Origin of the sequence: Limosilactobacillus panis DSM 6035, from assembly GCF_001435935.1 — a bacterium.
Lineage (GTDB): Bacteria > Bacillota > Bacilli > Lactobacillales > Lactobacillaceae > Limosilactobacillus > Limosilactobacillus panis.
Genome location: NZ_AZGM01000073.1, coordinates 24,841 through 40,474 on the forward strand (window position 1 = coordinate 24,841; position 15,634 = coordinate 40,474).

Sequence of the window (15,634 nt, forward strand, 5' to 3'; positions counted from 1 at the left end):
AAGATAGTTTTATTATAAATAGTAATCGTTACGATTTAGGAGAGAACTACGCAATGAAGAAGTATTGGACCGGTGTTGGTGCGTTGGTGAGCGTTCTCGTGGTCATTTTGGTACTGTCCTGCCTGCCACTTAAGGAGGGCCACCAGGAACAGAAGCCTATTCGGGTTGTCACCAGCCTTAATTTTTATGGTGAGGTCGCCCAGCAAGTTGCCGGGAAGTATGGCCAGGTAACCTCAGTGATCAACAACGCCTCAATTGATCCCCATGATTACCAGCCGAGCACCCAGCAATCACAACTGATGGGGAAGGCCAATCTGGTAATTCAAAATGGCCTTGGCTATGACCACTGGTTGACCAGGATGACCCAAGCCAGTGGAAATCATAACCTCCGTGTTATTGATGTCGGTCGTCAGGTTGCCGGCGAGCAGGCGGGGGCCAACGAGCACGTTTGGTACCAGCCAACCACGATGAAGAAGTTAGCAAAGGAACTTGCCAATCAGTATTCACGAATGGACCCTGATCATTCCGGTTACTACCACCGCCAGGCCCGGAAGTACCTTAAGTCGTTACGGCCCCTGGATAAGGAGATTGCTCACGTTAAGCAGGACGTCGGTCAACAGCGGGCAGTTGCCGTCAGCGAACCCGTCTTTGACTACGCCTTGAATAACCTTGGTTACCAGGTGGTTGACAGCCACTTCGCGAAGGCAACCGAAGACGGTAATGATCCCTCACCACAGGACGTCAAGGACCTCCAAGACGCCATCATTAACCACCGAATTGCCTTCTTTGTGGAGAACGCCCAGTCTGACGACCATGTGATTAATAATATGGTTCAGCTGTCCCACAAGCATGACGTCCCGGTCTTGAAAGTGACGGAATCAAAGCCCAATGGGAAGACCTACCAGCAGTGGATGATTGACCAATACCAAGAACTCGCCAAGATTCAGCAGAAGGAGATTCGATAATGGCAGTATTATCAGTAGATGACTTAACGGTCGCTTATGGGGACCATACCGTCTTTAGTAATCTCAGTTTTACCATCAACAGTGGAGACTTTCTTGTCGTGGTTGGTGAAAATGGGGTGGGAAAGACGACCCTTGTAAAGGCCCTCTTAGGACTGATTAAACCTAAGGAGGGGACGATTAACATCCCCAAGGACACCCGCCTGGGCTACGTGCCTCAGTTCCGGAACCTTGATGAGGAATATCCTCTATCAATTCGTGACTTTGTGGCTTTAAACAGCCGCCAGTCGCGGTGGCCATGGCTGACGAAGAAGGAGCGGCACCGCCTGGACCGGATCATTAGGATCACCGACCTGACTAAAATTGCGGGACGACCCCTAGGTCTCGCCTCCGGTGGGGAAAAGCAGCGGGCCTACCTTGCTCAGGCCCTGCTTACCAACCCCCGCCTCCTGATTTTAGACGAGTCCACCGCTAGTTTGGATAACGAGATGAAGTACAGTCTGCTGGACCTGGTGGCCCGTTTTCAAGAGGACGGCCTCAGTGTGATGTTCATTACCCATGATTGGGACCTTGCCCAACGGTACGGCACCCGCTACCTCCACATGCAAGCGGACGGGTACACGGCGGGGTCGATTAACGAACTTGCAGCGATTGTAAAGGGGGAAGAAGAATGCTAAGTCTTGCCTTTATGCGGCACGCCTTTGTCGCCAGTAACTTTATTGCAATCGTCAGTGGGGTGATTGGGGTGTTTGTGGTTGCCCGCCAACTGTCCTTTCTGACCCACACCCTGTCGGAAATTGGCTTTGCCGGGGCCTCCTTTGCGGTCTTTGCTGGCTGGGCACCCCTCGACGGAATGATTCTCTTTACCATGCTCAGCTCCGTTTTGGTGGGGCAGATGAGTATTAAGGAATCACGGCGGGAGGCGGTCATCAGTGCGGTGTCGGGCTTGTTCATCGGTCTGGGGATCCTTTTCCTTTCCCTCAGCAGCCAGACGGCCAGTTCCGCGACCAGCATCCTCTTCGGGAGCGTGGTTGGGATTAGTGCCAGTGAAGTTCACCAGCTGATTATCTTGTCGGCGGTAGTTTTGGCAATTACCGTCCTGATCTACCGCCAACTGAAGTTCTCTTCCTTTGACGAGGTTGGGGCGCAGGTGAGTGGGTTCAACCAGACGGTTATTTCGGTCGTCTTTTTGCTCCTCCTGGCGTTGAGCGTCAGTGTGGCCGCTCAGATCGTTGGTTCGCTGTTGATCTTCATTCTGCTAACGATTCCCGCAGCCAGCGCCAAGTACTTCACCCATGGTGTCGCGAAGATGATGGGGCTCGCAATCCTCTTCTCCCTTCTGGGAACCTGGGCCGGACTACTGTTGGGCTACTTGACCAACTGGCCGGTCAGCTTCTTCATCGCCGTGATTGAGGTCATCATTTACGTCATTGCCCTTTTATACCAGAACTTCATTGAAGCAAACTAAAATTGGTTAAACCCGCGTCAGCAAAAAACTTTGCCAACGCGGGCTTTTTTGGAAATAATTCAGAAAAGCCGAACATTTTATGGTAAAATTCATTATGAATTAATCCTTTTGGAAAGGCGGACAATGACGATTATGAAAGTACGAAGAAGCAACCGGCTGGTCGATATGACCCGCTACCTACTAGAACACCCCCGAACATTAGTGTCGCTTAAGTTCTTTAGTGAACGCTATGGTTCGGCAAAATCCTCAATCAGTGAGGACTTGAGTATTATCAAGCACACCTTCCAGACTTGGGGAGAAGGACGTCTGAAGACTATCCCCGGTGCTAGTGGTGGTGCTGTGTTAGCGCCCTTTTACTCCCAGGAGAACGCGGAAAAGGCAATCGCTAACCTGGTAAACGAGGTCAACGATGACTCCCGCTTTCTTCCCGGCGGCTATGTTTACCTGTCGGATCTGATTGGCCGGCCGGACATCCTCCACCAAGTGGGTCAGATAATTGCGACTCAGTACATGGATAAGGACGTCGACGTAGTGATGACGGTGGAGACCAAAGGAATTCCGATTGCCCAGAGCGCGGCAATGTACATGAACAAGCCGTTTGTGATCGTTCGGAATAGTTCCCACATTACCGAAGGGCCGACGGTGAGTGTTAACTACGTCTCAGGATCAGTCAAGCGGATTAAGAAGATGGAACTGTCACGGCGGACCTTGTCGGCAGGGGCCAACGTCGTCGTTGTTGATGACTTCCTGAAGGGTGGCGGAACCCTGAACGGGATGGCGTCCTTGATTAGGGAATTCGATGCCAACCTGGTGGGGATGACCGTCTTGGCTGAAAGCAGCAATAGTGATCACCGCTTAGTTGATGATTGCACGTCATTAGTCACGGTTGATGCAGAAGATGGCGATCAAAAGACCATCACCGCACGTCCTGGTAATTTTATGGAAAATGTCTTCGGAAAGGAAAATTAGAATGGTAAAGAGAAATGCAGTTATTTTAGCAGCTGGTAAGGGGACCCGGATGCGTTCCAAGCTCCATAAGGTCTTACACCAGGTTTGTGGAAAGACAATGGTTAACCACGTCTTGACTCAACTGGAAAAGGCCCACATCGACACGATCGTCACGGTTGTTGGTTTCGGGGCCGACACGGTTAAGGAAGAACTGGGTCACCGGACCCGTTACGCCTTGCAACGTCAGCAACTAGGCACCGGCCACGCGGTAATGCAAGCCCGGGACCTGCTTGCTAATGAAGACGGGGAAACAATTATCGTTAGCGGTGATACCCCGCTGTTTACTGCAGATACCTTTGAAAAGCTATTTAAATACCACGAATCGCGACACGCGGCCGTAACGATCTTAACTTCAGTGGCCCCGGACCCAACCGGCTACGGCCGAATTGTCCGGGACAACGTCGGTATTGTTGAGCGGGTCGTTGAACAAAAGGATGCCGATGTTCAAGAGCGGGCAATCAAGGAAATCAATACCGGGGTTTACTGCTTTGACAACAAGAAGCTCTTCGAAGCCCTGACCAAAATCACGAATGATAACGCTCAGGGTGAGTACTACCTGACCGACGTAATTGGGATCTTCAAACAGGAGGGTGAAATCGTCACCGCCTACAAGATGGATAACTTTGAAGAATCAATGGGGGTTAACGACCGGATTGCTTTGGCCAAGGCCAACAAGGTAATGCGGGCGCGGATCAACAAGCACTGGATGCAAGAAGGGGTCTCCATGATTGACCCGGCAACCACATACATCGATGCTGATGTCCAGATTGGTAACGATACTGTCCTGGAAGGAAACGTTGTTATCAAGGGCCACACCGTAATTGGCAAGGACTGCTACATCTCTGCAGGCTCACGGATTGTGGACTCGACCATCCACGATGGGGTCAAGATTACCTACTCAACGCTGGAAAGTGCAGAAATGCACAACGGCAGTGACATCGGTCCGAACAGCCACCTGCGTCCGGAAGCAGAGATTGGTGAAAACGTCCACATCGGTAACTTCTGTGAAGTTAAGAAGGCCTACATCGGTGCCGGTACCAAGGTGGGCCACCTGACCTACATTGGGAACGCCACTTTGGGTAAGAATATCAACGTCGGTTGTGGGGTCGTCTTTGTCAACTACGATGGAACCAACAAGCACCATACCAATGTTGGGGACCACGCCTTTATCGGCAGCAACAGTAACCTGGTTGCTCCCGTTAACATTGCCAAGGATTCCTTTATTGCGGCCGGTTCCACGATTACTGACAGTACGGAACAGTATGACATGGCAATTGCCCGGTCACGGCAGACCAATAAGAAGGATTACGCTAAGAAGTTACCGTGGTAATTTCACTTTTGCTTGCTTTTTAATTCTGGGGTCGATATCATAAGAGGTAGATAATTGACTCACTTAAACTTCCGGAGGATCTAATGACACAGTCTAATATTGATTCTAATTTCAAATTGTTTGCCTTAAACTCAAACCGACCGCTGGCGGAAAAGATTGCCCAGCACCTGGGGATTGAGCTTGGTAAGTTATCTGTCGACCGTTTTAGTGATGGTGAAATTCAGATTAACATTGAAGAGAGTGTCCGGGGGGACAACGTTTACGTTCTTCAATCAACCTCTGCACCAGTTAACGACAATTTAATGGAACTCTTGATCATGGTTGACGCTTTACGGCGGGCCAGCGCCAAGACCATTAACGTTGTGATGCCGTACTACGGCTACGCACGGCAAGATCGGAAGGCACGGAGTCGGGAACCAATCACTGCCAAGTTGGTTGCCAACATGTTACAAAATTCCGGTGTTGACCGGGTGATTGCTCTCGACCTGCACGCCGCCCAGATTCAAGGATTCTTTGATATCCCGGTTGACCACCTGATGGGGGCACCACTATTGGCTGAATACTTCATCAATGAAGGGGTCGCCGACAACGCGGTTGTCATTTCTCCAGACCACGGTGGGGTGACCCGGGCACGGGCACTGGCTGAATTTTTGAAGTCACCGATTGCTATCATTGATAAGCGGCGGCCACGGGCTAACGTTGCCCAAGTTATGAACATCATTGGGGATGTTAAGGGCAAGACTTGTATCATGATTGACGATATGATTGATACTGCCGGGACGATTACCCTTGGTGCCCAAGCCTTGATTGATGCGGGCGCAAAGGAAGTTTACGCTTCATGTACGCACGCGGTTCTTTCCGGTCCAGCCATCGAGCGTCTCTCAAAGTCCCCACTGAAGGAAGTTGTTGTGACGGACTCGATTAAGTTACCAGCTGAAAAGCAAATTGCGAAGATCAAGCAGGTTTCCGTGGCCCCACTGATTGCGGCAGCAATTAAGCGGATCAACGAAAACCGGCCAGTCAGTCCGCTGTTTAAGCAGGTTTTTCAAAGTGCCAAGGCATAGATATTAAACGAAGGATTCCAAAATGGCGTTGCCAAGTTTTGGGACCCTTCGTTTTCTAATATTCGTGTTGATTCTCTTAAGATTTTGGAGAGAATTCCAATCCATGATATAATAAAATGGGCAGTAGCGAAGGAGGATAAAAATGCAAAAAAAGCAACTATTTAATAAGATGATTACTGGGACGGCTGCGGTGGCAATCGCACTGACGCTTGCTGCTTGTGGTAACCACGACTCAGCAACATCTAGTACTTCTTCGACAAGTTCATCTGTACGGTCCTCGGAGACCACATCGGGCAGTGCATACCGTGCTGCTAACAAGTTGATCCGTAACGAGGACTACCAGGGCGCATATGACCGTTTGAACAATACCAATAATCGTTCAACACAGGCCGACAATATTGCTACTGATTTGCAAAACTACATGAGTGCTCGCAAGGCATACCGGAATGGGGACTATGCTACTGCTTCTAATAATCTAAAGGAACAAAAGTCAACTAGTCCGGCAATGCGCGATGCATATTCCGAGTTGCAAGATAAGATTGATAGCGCTCAAAAGGGCAGCACTAGCACGAGCCAGAATGCCAATAGTGCGGCTACAACCAGCAGTGCTACCAAGAGTGCCGCTTCCTCATCGTCGACCGCTACCGCGAAGACGACTGATGATGTGGTGGTTGAATTTGCCAATAAGATGGGCTTTAGCGGCGAAAAGGGTTACCAAATTATTACCACTAGTAAGTCTGGTAACACCTACAAGTTTGAAGTTCGGCGGAACAACAGTGATAACACTGTTTCAAATATGGTCGGCTTCTACCAATACAACAGCGAGACTGGTGCCGTTACCAAGTTGAGCTAATTTACGGACGAATATTAAGGGAGTACGACGTTTGTTGGGCTCCCTTTTTTGTTAGGCCAAAGAAAAGTGGGGAAAATAAAATGTGTACAGTAATTACGACAGGACGACTTTTTGGCCGGACAATGGATTTTCCGCCACGAACACCATGGAAGTTAACTTACCTCCCAGTCGACTACCAGTGGCAACCGGCCATTGGGCACCGGGTGGTGATTAACCACCACCGTATTCTGGGCGGGATGCGCTACTTTGATGGTCACTACCTGATTGGTGACGGCATTAATGATGCCGGGTTAGTCTGTGCGGAGCTCTTCTTTCCCGTTGCCGCGGACTACCAGGAATGGGTGCGCCCCCAAACGCTGGCCCTTACTCCCCAGGACTTTATTAACTGGGTCCTGGACAGTCATGATTCGGTGGCCGCCGTCTTGGCAGAATTAGACCAGGTTTCGGTTGTTGGCCAGCCGTGGTTTGATAGGCAACAGTACCCCTTTCACTGGTTACTGATGGACGGGAGCGGGACCTATGTGATTGAGCCCCTCAACGGCCGACTACGGGCCCGTCTTAACCCCGCGGCCGTGTTTACCAATACCCCTGACCTTGACCAGCAAGTTGGTCACTTAAATGCAATGTTGGGCTTAGCGGGCCACCAGTTTAGCCGGGCGACCATTCACCGGCTGCAGACCTATTTTCAGCCTGGACCCCAGGGTGGAAACTCTGTGGACCGTTTTAAGCGGGCTGCCCTTGCCCGGTGGCGAGGACGACCGAGTACTCCCCAGCAATTGCGCACTTTTCTGCAGGACGTCACGGTGCCCCATAACCAACGCCACGCCCACAGTTACACCCACTACCAGGCAGTCATCGACCGTTATCGTGGCGAGTATACATTCTATGACCTGGCGAGTGGTCAGAGGGTCCAGAAAAATCTGGCGTCGTTAACGGGTCCGGTCCCGAACCGTTTTTAAAGCAAAAGTCACTCCCCGTTGGTATCATGCCAACGGAGAGTGGCTTTTAGTAGTTAGTTACTTTAAAAGACGTACTTTTCAATTGCTTGGGCGACTCCATCGTGGTTATTATCACCGGTAACAACGTCCGCCACGGCGAGGGCCTTATCGACTGAATTGCCCATGGCCACCCCGAGCCCAGCAAATTCAAGCATTGAGTTATCGTTTTGGGCGTTCCCCAATGCCATCACTTCATCGGCGGTAAGCCCCAGTTCGCTGCTGAGCCGGTCCAGGGCCTTGCCCTTGCTGGCTTCCTTATGCATAAATTCAAGGTAGAAGTCTTCACTCCGCACAATTGAGAAGCGGTTGGCAAGTTCTTCAGGAAGGTCCTTAACGGCTTGATCAATTTTTTTCTTATCGTCCACCATCATCGCCTTGGCAATTGTGTACTGGTCCTGAATGCGGGCCATTTCATCGAGGGAACGGTAACGAACCAGCATGCTGACCAGCTCAGATTCGTAGATGGTGTAGTAGCTAAGGTTTTGGTTGGTAGTGTAGATGTAATCTCGTGTTTCAATTTGGGAGTGGACCCCTTCTTTGAGGCAGTAATTGACCCAGTCCGCATAATCGTTGAAGGAAATGCTGTAGTCAACCATGACGTTGCCACTGGTGGTTTGCGCCAGGGCCCCGTTAAAACTGACAACGTACTCATCCTCGCGGTTAGCTAGGCTCAACTGGTCAAGGTAGGCCCGCACCCCAGTCATTGGCCGCCCAGTGCAGAGGACAATCTTAATTCCCTGCTGGCTGGCCTTTTTGATTGCGGCGACAGTCTTAGGGGTAATCTGGCGGTTATCGTTAATTAACGTACCGTCGATATCAATTGCTACCATTTTAATTGCCATTATTAATTTCTCCTTTTCAATTTTAAATGCCGTTAGTCACTAAAAAGCAGGCCCGGGCTACTTTTCCGGGTCGACAATGTGGTTATTTTTAATATAGCTCTGGAATTTCTCGTAAATTGGCTCGAAAATTTCGATATCCTGGTGTTTCTCTAACATCTCTTTCGGGAAGAAGAAGCGCTGGTCACCGGCTTCCCGCCCGGAGACACTCGCCACTAAAGTACTGACCTGGGACAGCTCAACAAAGTCACCGTTAGGCTGGAGCAGTTCAATTTGAGTCTGGGGCTTGGAGGCCTTCGGGTTATAGGTGTCGTAGGGAAGCTTGAAACTATCGTTGACAGCCGTGTAGTAGCGGCTATCGAAGCCTGCCGTTTGGATCAGGTCGCGCAACTGTGGTAAAAACTTTGCTGAATCCTGGTCGTAGATAGCGGACTTGAAGGGTCGTCGACTCAGAAAACGGTTGGCCAGGTCGCTTAAGATGTCATCGCGCGAGTGGGTCCAGTGGTTGAAGTAGGTCGTCAAGACCCCGTCGTCGAGGGCGAGGTAGTCATCAAGTGTGAACCGGTGGTTGAAGAAAGGCATCAGCATGTGCGGGGTAAATTCCGGTTCAAAATCGCTGGGGTGCTCGTAGATGTACTTTGCCCGCATTAAGAGGTGGTCCAGGATGACTTCCATTGCCCTGGAGACCGGGTGGAAGTAGACCTGTAAGTACATTTGTAAGCGGCTGATGATGTAATCCTCCACCGCGTGCATCCCCGAGATCTCAAAGGCAATCCCGTTCTTGACGGGGCGCATAACGTGGAGAACCCGGTCAAGGTCAAACTTACCGTAGTTGGTCCCGGTGTAGTAAGAGTCCCGCTGGAGGTAGTCCATCCGGTCAGCGTCGACCTGACTGGAAATCATCTGAATAACCTGCTGGTTATGGTAGCTGTGGTCAATCACACTGGCTACCTGGTGGGGAAAGTCGGGCGAAACCCGGCGCAGGATCTTGTTAATGTTGGTTTCCGGACTGGTGATGAGCTGGCGGGTGATCTGCTCGTGGTTGGTAGCAAAGATGTGCTCGAAAGTATGGGAATACGGACCGTGGCCAAGGTCATGCAGGAGGGCGGCACACAATGCGACCGGTCGTTCGCTATCGTCCCACAGGCCGTCACCAGGCACTTGCTGGGGGTAGTTACGTTGGAAGTAGTTACACATTTCCCGGGTAATTTCATAAACGCCGAGACAGTGGCCAAAGCGGGAGTGCTCGGCACCGTGAAAGGTAAACGATGAGGTGCCAAGTTGCTTGATCCGGCGGAGACGTTGAAACTCCGGTGTATTGATCAGGTCAAGGATGATTTGGTTGTCAACGATGATTTGCCCGTGGATGGGGTCCCGAAAGACCTTCTCACGCGGGAGTTTTTCCCGATAAAATTCTTGCACACTAATTCTCCTTTGAAAGTCGCTGCTGAAGCTTACCGATGGCAATCCGTTCATCATTTAAGGACTTGATGAAGTCGGCCTGCCACATCAGCTGGTCAAATTTGGCTTGCTGGTGGTGGGGAAAGACGTCGCGCAGGCGTTGCTTGGCATCGGCCACCGTGACCTCATGACCAAGCAGGCTACTGATGGTTGTCATTGACGTCGGCCAAACATCAGGGAAGCGCCACTTGTTTTCTTCATCACTGAGGCCAGCATCGTAGAAGTCGCGAACTAGTTCCCCACGGGTCATCTGGGGACCATTGATCCCGAGGTAAAGCATTACGACAACCCCGTCCATGTTGCGCCGTTGAGAGATGCCACCGATCTTTTGCCCATTAACGTGGACATCAAAGGTCCCCGGACAGTATGAGTGGGTGACTTCTCCGGTTTCAATTTGTAATTCAGGAAAGGCGGCCTTGATGACGGTGATCATTCGTTCGTAGGCCTCATCGATCGTCAGTTGGCGCGTTTCAAGGTGCCACGGGAAGAAGAGGGAGAAGTTCAGGATGCCATCGTCACTGATCACGGCAAGGCCACCAGAGTTACGGAGAAAGTAGTGGTAGCCATGCCGTTCGCAAACCTTTAAGGCCTGGTCGAGGTGGGGGAGGCGCTGGTCCTTGAGCCCCAGGATGACGGTCTTTTCAAGGGTCCAAAAGTGGAGGAGGGGGGTGGCCATTTCCTTACTCGACTGGAGGAGGGCGTTAGTATAGATAAAGGATGTGGTGTTATTTTTAGGGACCAGTGGCTGGTCAAATTCAGCAACTGGTTGCTTGATAAAGTCATTCATGATTAACAATCTTCTTTTCTTATTCTTTATACAATTTATTATACAAGAAACCGGCAGAAATTAATGGCTTTTGGTCACCTTTTCGGTCGATTTCAAGTATAATTGGGAGGAAAATTACGGATAGAGAAAGGGCGCGATGGATTATCAAGAAAATTACGCCGGTACAAGTTAAGCTGACAACGACAATTCACCAGGACGGTCAGCAGGAAAACTTCACCTTCAGTGAGGACGGCAACTTTGTTGAATTGAACGGAAAGTACTACTTACGCTACGTCGAACACCAAAATGGGCAGGCCACCCCGGTCCAATTTTGCTTAGACAACCAGGTCCACCTCCACCGCGAAGGCGTGATGCGGACCCAGCTTGAATTTGACCAGGAAAAGGAGACGGTCACCCGCTACCGGACTGAGTACGGGGTGATCCGTCTGGGTGTTGTTACTAAGCGGCTGGAAAAGGACTTGGACCTGGCTGTTCCCGCGGGGCACCTCAACGTGGACTATGTTCTAAAAACCGGGGGCCAGGAAGTGGGAAATTACCAACTTCAATTGCAATTTAGGGCCTAATATTGTAAGATGTAGTTTAGACTTTTTGAAGGGATGTGCACCAATTTGGAATTAAAGGTTTTTGACGGCCAAGACAAATCAGAACTTTCAATGGTTGAGGTGGCGCACGCTATCTTAGCTCACCATGGAGAAGCGATGGCGTTTGTTGACCTGACCAATGAAATTCAACAATACCTGGGCAAGAGCGATGAGGAAATCCGTGAACGGCTCGCCCAGTTCTACACTGATTTGAACATCGACGGCAGTTTTATTTCCCTTGGTGACAATACCTGGGGCCTGCGGGCATGGTACCCATTCGAATCCATCGACGAAGCCACGGTTGGTGAAAGCGATGAGGACGAAGAAGACCGGCCAAAGAAGAAGCGTCGTAAGGTTAACGCCTTCTTGGCAGACTCCAATGACGACGATGACGTCATCGACTACGACAATGATGATCCAGAAGATGAAGACCTGGATGACAACGACGATGACGATGAAGAAAACGACGACTTTAACGACGACGATAACGATTTAGACGACAACATCGAAGATCAACTGTCTGAATTGCATGACGAAGACGATGACGACGATGATGACGATGATGACGAATAAATCTTAAGCGTCTCCCTTGACTATTTTACGGTGACCCTGTATTATCTTTCTTGGGCGCCTGTAAAATACAGGCTATGAAGTTCGTAAATAAGTAAGCTCCCTGTTTCAACGGAAATAGGGAGCTTTTCTGTATTTATAACCGCCTACAATTAAAACAAAGGAGTAGTAAAAGCAATGACGAAATACATTTTTGTAACTGGTGGGGTTGTTTCATCCTTAGGAAAGGGGATTGTCGCTGCTTCATTGGGTCGCCTATTGAAGAACCGGGGCCTGAAGGTGGCAATTCAGAAGTTTGACCCATACATTAACGTGGATCCCGGAACGATGAGCCCATACCAACACGGTGAAGTGTTCGTTACTGATGATGGTACCGAAACCGACCTGGACCTCGGTCACTACGAACGGTTTATTGATAATGACCTGAACAAGTACTCAAACGTCACTACTGGTAAAATCTACTCCGAAGTGTTGCGCAAGGAACGGCGTGGTGACTACTTAGGACGGACGGTCCAAGTTATCCCCCACATTACCAACGCAATCAAGGACAAGATCAAGCGGGCCGGTGAAAGTAAGGACGCGGAAGTCGTCATTACGGAAATCGGGGGGACCGTTGGTGATATCGAATCCCAGCCATTTATGGAAGCTATCCGGCAGATGCGTGAAGAAGTGGGTTCCGAGAACGTCTTATACATTCACACCACGCTGGTTCCGTATCTGCGGGCTGCAGGTGAAATGAAGACCAAACCAACCCAGCACAGTGTTCGGGAACTTCGCGGCCTGGGGATTCAGCCGAACATCCTGGTTGTCCGGACGGAAAAGCCAATCACCGACGAGATGCGGCAGAAGATCGCCCTCTTCTGTGACGTTGACCCGAAGGCGGTAATTGAATCATTAGATGTCAACACCCTCTATGAGATTCCGTTGAACCTGCAAAAGCAGGGGATGGACCAGTTGGTTGTTGACCACTTCAACATCGATGCACCAGTTGCCGATATGCGGGAATGGACCAACATGGTCAACCACATTGAAAACGAACTGACCAAGACAGTTAAGATTGCCATGGTTGGTAAGTACACTGACCTGCAGGATGCTTACATTTCCGTTAACGAGGCCCTCCGCCATGCCGGCTATCCCGTTAACGCCAAGGTGAAGATTGACCACTTTAATGCGGAAAACATCACTCCTGATAACGTTGCCGACACCTTGAAGGGCTACGATGGGATCCTGGTACCCGGTGGCTTTGGGAGCCGGGGAATTGAAGGAATGATTACCGCAATTAAGTATGCCCGGGAAAACGATGTGCCGTACTTAGGAATCTGCTTGGGGATGCAGACCGCCTGCATTGAATTTGCCCGTGACGTCCTTGGTTACAAGGATGCTAACTCGACCGAATTTGATCCAAATACGGAACACAACATCATTGATCTGATGGCGGACCAGGAAGATGTTGAAAACATGGGTGGAACCCAACGACTAGGTGCTTACCCATGCAAGCTGAAGCCGGGAACGGTTGCTTCTGCTGCTTACGACAATAAATCCATGATTAGTGAGCGGCACCGTCACCGTTACGAATTTAATAACGCTTACCGGCAAGAGATGGAAGACCACGGCCTGGTTGTTTCAGGAATCAACCCGGACCGGAACTTGGTCGAAGTGGTGGAACTACCAAAGAAGAAGTTCTTCGTTGCTGCCCAGTACCACCCAGAATTCTTGTCACGACCAAACCGGCCAGAGGGACTGTTTGCTGCCTTTATTAAAGCAGCCGCCAGTGAAAAGTAATCTTGAAAAATAATTCTTAAAGGGAGCGGGGGAAATAGGAGCCCGCTCCCTTTTAATTTCCTTAAGATTATCCGGAAAAGGTTGTAATTTAATAAACAATTAATTATCATTACTATTGATTGTTTAATAGCAATACTTAACAAGATAAAAACGATTATAAAACTAACTATTTTTAAGTGAGGAAACACGGAAATGAAAAGAATGATCATTCAAGGAGGAAACCGACTGTCGGGCGAAGTTACAATCGGTGGTGCAAAAAACAGTACCGTTGCGTTGATCCCGGCTGCCATTTTAGCGGATACGCCAGTACAATTTGACACGGTTCCGGATATCTTGGATGTTCACAATCTGATGATCATTTTAAAGTCAATGAACGTCAAATCAGAGTTTAGCCACGGCGTTCTCGACATTGACCCAACCCAAATCATCGAAGCTGAACTTCCAAGCAAGGCCATTAAGAGTCTCCGGGCTTCATACTACTTTATGGGCGCACTGTTAGGTCGTTTTCACCGTGCAACTTTAACCTTCCCCGGTGGTGACAACATTGGGCCGCGACCAATTGACCAGCACTTGAAGGCCTTTAAGGCACTGGGGGCAACCGTCAGTGAAAATAACGGGACGGTTCACCTCGAAGCTAAGGACGGTCTGCACGGGGCCCGTATCTTCATGGATATGGTTTCCGTGGGGGCCACGATTAATGCAATCCTGGCAGCGGTTCGCGCTGAAGGGACGACGGTGATTGAAAACGCCGCCCGTGAGCCCGAAATCATTGACTTGGCAACCTTCTTAAATAACATGGGTGCCAAGATTCGGGGTGTTGGTACGGACACCATCCGGATTACGGGGGTCAACACCTTGCAATCGATGAACACCCACACGATTATTGCTGACCGGATTGAAACAGGGACTTACTTAGCCCTGGCAGCGGCCCTTGGTGACGGGGTAATGATTCACAACGTCATCCCGGAGCACTTGGAATCATTTACCAGTAAGATGATTGAGATGGGGGTTAACCTCCAGATTGACAGCGATAAGATTTATGTCCCGAAGACAACGAAGCTCAAGGCAGTTCACGTTAAAACCATGCCTTTCCCAGGTTTTGCAACTGACCTGCAGCAACCGTTGACGCCATTAATGTCCTTAGCGGATGGTGACAGCGTAATCGTTGACACCATCTACCCAAAGCGGGTTAAGCACGTCCCTGAACTACAAAAGATGGGGATGCGGATTGAGACCCATGATGGGACCATTGTGATCAAGCATACTGACCACCTACACGGGGCTAACGTCACTGCTGGCGAAATTCGTGCCGGGGCCGCTTTGACCATCGCGGGACTAATGGCTAATGGAACAACGGTAATTAACAACGCTGGTAACATTCTGCGCGGCTACGACCGGATTGTGTGGAAGCTCAACCGCCTCCATGCAAACGTTGCAATTGAGGACGATTCATCAGTAAAAATTAGCTAAACTGTTGCGTTGATAATTAATTCATGTTATTCTGTTAGGGTTGATTATCTATGTTTCAGGCAATGATTCATGGCAAAAGGAGCGTATTAAGTTATGAAACAAGGAATTCATCCAGATTACCATCCAGTAGTATTTGAAGACTCTTCTACTGGTTACAAGTTTATCTCTGGTTCAACTGCCACTTCAAAGGAAACCATCAAGTGGGAAGACGGTAACGAATACCCATTAATCCGGGTTGAAGTTACTTCTGATTCACACCCATTCTACACTGGTAAGCAAAAGTTTACCCAAGCCGATGGTGCGGTGGACAAGTTCAACAAGAAGTACGGTCTCAAGTAAGATTTGTACAATTACAAAAAGGCTGGAAAGGGCAATTGCTTTTTCCAGTCTTTTTTTGCTTTTCTGGGCTCTTCGTCAAGAAGTACTGATAAGATAAATTGAATAATTTCTAAGCAGCTCTT

At 49.7% G+C, this 15,634-nt stretch carries 16 protein-coding genes; 13 read left to right on the forward strand and 3 right to left on the reverse strand.

The features are described from left to right. Nucleotides 1-53: 53 nt before the first annotated feature. From FD32_RS05160 to FD32_RS05195, 8 genes are all read left to right on the forward strand, one after another. Nucleotides 54-965, forward strand: a complete 912-nt coding sequence (locus FD32_RS05160; RefSeq protein ID WP_047767925.1) for a metal ABC transporter solute-binding protein, Zn/Mn family — start codon at nt 54-56, stop codon at nt 963-965. After that, the gene (locus FD32_RS05165) at nt 965-1,639 is read left to right on the forward strand and encodes an ABC transporter ATP-binding protein (RefSeq protein WP_047767926.1); all 675 of its coding nucleotides are present in this window, start codon (nt 965-967) and stop codon (nt 1,637-1,639) included. The genes FD32_RS05160 and FD32_RS05165 overlap by 1 nt, the downstream gene beginning before the upstream one ends. Beyond that, nucleotides 1,633-2,430, forward strand: a complete 798-nt coding sequence (locus tag FD32_RS05170; protein ID WP_047767927.1) for a metal ABC transporter permease — start codon at nt 1,633-1,635, stop codon at nt 2,428-2,430. The genes FD32_RS05165 and FD32_RS05170 overlap by 7 nt, the downstream gene beginning before the upstream one ends. Before the next feature lie 132 nt (nt 2,431-2,562). Next, entirely contained in the window at nt 2,563-3,399 is an 837-nt protein-coding gene (purR, locus tag FD32_RS05175; protein ID WP_047767951.1) for a pur operon repressor, read from the forward strand. Between the two features lies 1 nt (nt 3,400). Further along, a complete protein-coding gene (glmU, locus tag FD32_RS05180) occupies nt 3,401-4,768 on the forward strand; it encodes a bifunctional UDP-N-acetylglucosamine diphosphorylase/glucosamine-1-phosphate N-acetyltransferase GlmU (protein ID WP_047767928.1) in 1,368 nt (455 codons plus the stop codon). A gap of 83 nt (nt 4,769-4,851) precedes the next feature. After that, nucleotides 4,852-5,832 carry a ribose-phosphate diphosphokinase gene (locus tag FD32_RS05185; RefSeq protein ID WP_047767929.1) on the forward strand — a complete coding sequence of 327 codons (981 nt, stop codon included), beginning with the start codon at nt 4,852-4,854 and terminating at the stop codon, nt 5,830-5,832. Between the two features lie 142 nt (nt 5,833-5,974). Continuing rightward, a complete protein-coding gene (locus FD32_RS05190) occupies nt 5,975-6,685 on the forward strand; it encodes a hypothetical protein (protein WP_047767931.1) in 711 nt (236 codons plus the stop codon). An 80-nt stretch (nt 6,686-6,765) separates the two neighbouring features. Next, complete coding sequence (locus FD32_RS05195) at nt 6,766-7,644, forward strand: linear amide C-N hydrolase (protein ID WP_047767933.1); 879 nt, start codon at nt 6,766-6,768, stop codon at nt 7,642-7,644. Between the two features lie 62 nt (nt 7,645-7,706). On the opposite strand, the gene FD32_RS05200 is transcribed toward FD32_RS05195, so the two are convergent. The 3 genes from FD32_RS05200 to FD32_RS05210 are packed head-to-tail and all read right to left on the reverse strand — an operon-like array spanning nt 7,707 to nt 10,770. After that, a complete protein-coding gene (locus tag FD32_RS05200; RefSeq protein ID WP_047767935.1) occupies nt 7,707-8,525 on the reverse strand; it encodes a Cof-type HAD-IIB family hydrolase in 819 nt (272 codons plus the stop codon). Nucleotides 8,526-8,582: 57 nt separating this feature from the next. After that, a complete protein-coding gene (locus tag FD32_RS05205) occupies nt 8,583-9,944 on the reverse strand; it encodes an HD domain-containing protein (protein WP_047767937.1) in 1,362 nt (453 codons plus the stop codon). A 1-nt stretch (nt 9,945) separates the two neighbouring features. Further along, a complete protein-coding gene (locus tag FD32_RS05210; protein WP_047767939.1) occupies nt 9,946-10,770 on the reverse strand; it encodes a lipoate--protein ligase family protein in 825 nt (274 codons plus the stop codon). Nucleotides 10,771-10,943: 173 nt separating this feature from the next. Between FD32_RS05210 and FD32_RS05215 the strand changes: the two genes are divergently transcribed. The 5 genes from FD32_RS05215 to FD32_RS05235 all read left to right on the forward strand — a co-directional run bounded on the left by FD32_RS05215 (nt 10,944) and on the right by FD32_RS05235 (nt 15,512). Then, complete coding sequence (locus tag FD32_RS05215) at nt 10,944-11,333, forward strand: YwiB family protein (protein WP_047767942.1); 390 nt, start codon at nt 10,944-10,946, stop codon at nt 11,331-11,333. Between the two features lie 45 nt (nt 11,334-11,378). Next, complete coding sequence (rpoE, locus tag FD32_RS05220; protein ID WP_191980293.1) at nt 11,379-11,924, forward strand: DNA-directed RNA polymerase subunit delta; 546 nt, start codon at nt 11,379-11,381, stop codon at nt 11,922-11,924. 174 nt (nt 11,925-12,098) lie between these two features. After that, nucleotides 12,099-13,703 carry a CTP synthase gene (locus tag FD32_RS05225; RefSeq protein ID WP_047767946.1) on the forward strand — a complete coding sequence of 535 codons (1,605 nt, stop codon included), beginning with the start codon at nt 12,099-12,101 and terminating at the stop codon, nt 13,701-13,703. Between the two features lie 192 nt (nt 13,704-13,895). Further along, nucleotides 13,896-15,173 carry a UDP-N-acetylglucosamine 1-carboxyvinyltransferase gene (locus FD32_RS05230; RefSeq protein WP_047767947.1) on the forward strand — a complete coding sequence of 426 codons (1,278 nt, stop codon included), beginning with the start codon at nt 13,896-13,898 and terminating at the stop codon, nt 15,171-15,173. Between the two features lie 93 nt (nt 15,174-15,266). Continuing rightward, nucleotides 15,267-15,512, forward strand: coding sequence for a type B 50S ribosomal protein L31 (locus tag FD32_RS05235; RefSeq protein WP_003714015.1), 246 nt, complete (start codon nt 15,267-15,269; stop codon nt 15,510-15,512). The last annotated feature ends 122 nt before the right edge of the window (nt 15,513-15,634 follow it).

What these genes read in the sequence shown, in the direction of transcription:
- FD32_RS05160 (WP_047767925.1), top strand. Translation starts at nt 54, where the DNA reads ATGAAGAAGTATTGGACCGGTGTTGGTGCGTTGGTGAGCGTTCTCGTG.
- FD32_RS05165 (WP_047767926.1), top strand. Translation starts at nt 965, where the DNA reads ATGGCAGTATTATCAGTAGATGACTTAACGGTCGCTTATGGGGACCAT.
- FD32_RS05170 (WP_047767927.1), top strand. Translation starts at nt 1,633, where the DNA reads ATGCTAAGTCTTGCCTTTATGCGGCACGCCTTTGTCGCCAGTAACTTT.
- purR (WP_047767951.1), top strand. Translation starts at nt 2,563, where the DNA reads ATGAAAGTACGAAGAAGCAACCGGCTGGTCGATATGACCCGCTACCTA.
- glmU (WP_047767928.1), top strand. Translation starts at nt 3,401, where the DNA reads ATGGTAAAGAGAAATGCAGTTATTTTAGCAGCTGGTAAGGGGACCCGG.
- FD32_RS05185 (WP_047767929.1), top strand. Translation starts at nt 4,852, where the DNA reads ATGACACAGTCTAATATTGATTCTAATTTCAAATTGTTTGCCTTAAAC.
- FD32_RS05190 (WP_047767931.1), top strand. Translation starts at nt 5,975, where the DNA reads ATGCAAAAAAAGCAACTATTTAATAAGATGATTACTGGGACGGCTGCG.
- FD32_RS05195 (WP_047767933.1), top strand. Translation starts at nt 6,766, where the DNA reads ATGTGTACAGTAATTACGACAGGACGACTTTTTGGCCGGACAATGGAT.
- FD32_RS05200 (WP_047767935.1), bottom strand. Translation starts at nt 8,525, where the DNA reads ATGGCAATTAAAATGGTAGCAATTGATATCGACGGTACGTTAATTAAC.
- FD32_RS05210 (WP_047767939.1), bottom strand. Translation starts at nt 10,770, where the DNA reads ATGAATGACTTTATCAAGCAACCAGTTGCTGAATTTGACCAGCCACTG.
- FD32_RS05225 (WP_047767946.1), top strand. Translation starts at nt 12,099, where the DNA reads ATGACGAAATACATTTTTGTAACTGGTGGGGTTGTTTCATCCTTAGGA.
- FD32_RS05230 (WP_047767947.1), top strand. Translation starts at nt 13,896, where the DNA reads ATGAAAAGAATGATCATTCAAGGAGGAAACCGACTGTCGGGCGAAGTT.
- FD32_RS05235 (WP_003714015.1), top strand. Translation starts at nt 15,267, where the DNA reads ATGAAACAAGGAATTCATCCAGATTACCATCCAGTAGTATTTGAAGAC.